Origin of the sequence: Limnospira sp. PMC 289.06 (assembly GCF_032350395.1) — a bacterium.
GTDB lineage: Bacteria > Cyanobacteriota > Cyanobacteriia > Cyanobacteriales > Microcoleaceae > Limnospira > Limnospira platensis.
Map to the genome: position 1 here is coordinate 1 of NZ_JARPLC010000263.1, position 2,071 is coordinate 2,071.

Sequence of the window (2,071 nt, forward strand, 5' to 3'; positions counted from 1 at the left end):
TCGACCCGGACTACCTCAGCAGCAACTACGGTTTTCGGGTAGCCTGTGCCCCCCCGTAGACTCAGAAACCGGGTTGCTTTTTCCCAACCCAAAGACCAGCGGATTTTGGTAAAATACCCCCATATTTTATCGATTCCATCATGTTGTGGCAAAACGGACAGAAACTCAACAACGGGAACTATATCGTCGATCGCATTTTGGGACAGGGGCGATTTTCCGTCACCTATCTCGCCAAGGAAGTGCGGACAAATGGCTATGTTGCCATTAAAACCCTGAATCCCGATGCTTCCATGTTAAAAGATCTCAAGACCCCCGAACGGGAAAAATATGCGACCAAATTTTATGATGAAGCCCTAAAACTCTCCCAATGCCAACATCCTCATATTGTCAAAGTGCGAGAAATTTTTGACGAACCGGTGCGGGAGGGATGGTTTGCCAATACTCGCTATCCGTGTATCGTCATGGATTATATTGATGGGGTCAGTCTCGGCCAGCGTGGAGAACCCCAACTTCCCGAAAAAATAGCCCTGGGCTATATTCAACAAATTGGTTCGGCTTTGATTTCCGTCCACCAACGGGGTCTTTTGCATCGAGATCTTAAACCCGGAAATATTATGATTCGCGCCGGAAAACAAGAGGCGATTTTAATTGATTTTGGCTTGGCGAGGTCTTTCGATCATCCCCTCACCCAACAAATTACCGTTGATGGCTTTGCACCCATCGAATTGTATTCCCACCTGGAACCCAAAGGACCCTGGACGGACGTTTACAGCCTGGCGGCGACCCTGTATGTGCTGCTGACCGGAAAAAAACCTGAAAGTGCCTTAGATCGCTATGATACCGATTCCGATGTGCATTTGACTCCCCCCCGTTTGCACAATCGCCTGATTAGCCAAAAGGTTAATCAGGCGATCGTTCATGCCATGGCTTTAGTTCCCGGCGATCGCACCCAGAGTGTACCGGAATTTCTGCGGGAATTGGGAATCGGGCGCTGGTCGCCAATTCCCCAATGGGATAGTCTGCCGATCGCCCTTCAATTGGCTGCTACTGTTGCGGGCATTCTCGGTGCGATCGCAGCCATAATCGCCCTATTTTAAAAAAATAGCCCTGGGTGGGTGTACAATATTGACATCCTGACTGACTGACACCCGAACGATGTACTGGCCTAACGGACACTCACTCCAAAACGGCAAATTCACCATCGAAACTGTCCTGGGACAGGGTGGGTTCGGCATTACCTACAAAGCCCTGCATCGGGGCTTCAATGCTGCGGTGGTGATCAAAACCCCCAATGCCTTTTTGCGACATGACCCCGACTATGCCAAATACGTCCAACGCTTCATCCGGGAAGCCCAAATTTTAGCCCAACTGGAGAGGGACCCCAACCCCCACATCGTCCGCGTCAAGGACTTATTTGAAGAATCGGACTCCCATTGTCTGGTGATGGAATTTATCGAGGGCCAAAACCTCTATACTCTGGTGCAGGAACAAGGCCCCCTTTCGGAAGCCACCGCCCTGGCGTTAATTTGTCCCGTGGCTCAGGCTTTGGCACAGGTGCATCGCGCTGGTATTGTTCACCGGGATGCCACCCCGGTTAATATCATGTTGCGAGGTAACCGTCAGCCGGTATTGATTGATTTTGGCATCGCTGGAAATGTCGTCCCCAGTGTCACCAGTTCCAAGATTTTTGGCAATCAGGCTTTTGCACCCTACGAACAGTTAATTAAAGGCGATCGCTCCCCTACTGTCGATATTTACACTCTGGCAGCATCTCTGTATTATGCCGTAACGGGGCAGTTGCCGAGGGACTGTTTTTCCCGCAAGGTGGACCGGGAAGAGTTGGTGCCGCCCAAGAATTTGGCATCGGTGAGCGATGCTATTAATGATGCGATTATGGCGGGGATGGCGTTAAATAAAACGCAGCGCCCTCAGTCGATGCAGGAGTGGTTAAAGCTGTTGGAACCGCCGAAACGCACCCCCCTTTACCGACCAAAAACCACTTCTTTTTCCTTTGACATCGTTACGGTCAATTCCAATGGACAACAAATTAACCGCCGTCGCGGTCAGGCTG

General features: G+C 50.7%; 2 protein-coding genes. Both read left to right on the plus strand.

What is annotated here, in order from left to right:
• The first annotated feature begins 140 nt into the window (after positions 1 to 140).
• Positions 141 to 1,097, plus strand: coding sequence for a serine/threonine-protein kinase (locus tag P5674_RS24295; protein ID WP_315670367.1), 957 nt, complete (start codon positions 141 to 143; stop codon positions 1,095 to 1,097).
• A gap of 58 nt (positions 1,098 to 1,155) precedes the next feature.
• On the plus strand, positions 1,156 to 2,071 hold a 916-nt coding region (locus P5674_RS24300), incomplete at its 3' end, for a serine/threonine-protein kinase (RefSeq protein WP_315670368.1).